This is a genomic window from Novosphingobium sp. B-7 (assembly GCF_000410615.1).
In the GTDB taxonomy this organism is placed as follows: domain Bacteria; phylum Pseudomonadota; class Alphaproteobacteria; order Sphingomonadales; family Sphingomonadaceae; genus Novosphingobium; species Novosphingobium capsulatum.
In genome coordinates this window covers 465-664 of record NZ_KE148329.1, presented here as the reverse complement: position 1 = coordinate 664, position 200 = coordinate 465, and the positions used below count along the sequence as shown (strand labels likewise).

Annotated in this window: 1 pseudogene; it reads right to left on the bottom strand. The window is 74.5% G+C overall.

The annotated features are described in order from the left end of the window. Positions 1–200: pseudogene (locus H926_RS26905) on the bottom strand (cobalamin biosynthesis bifunctional protein CbiET); the annotation flags it as partial.

The following is a 200-nucleotide window of genomic DNA, read 5'->3' as shown; positions in this document are numbered from 1 at the left end:
GCCAGGTCTGCCACCGCCGCGCCATCGCGCAACAGGGCAATCACGCGCTGGCCGGGCGCGAGATGCGGACGCATGCGCGCCAGCGGCGCGGCGTGGAGGCCCAGGCACGCGCAATCCTGCACTGCCCAGCCCAGGCGCGCCGCCGCCAGGGAAAACGTCGATGGCTGCGGATGGGCCAGCCATTCGTGCGGCGCGAGGTG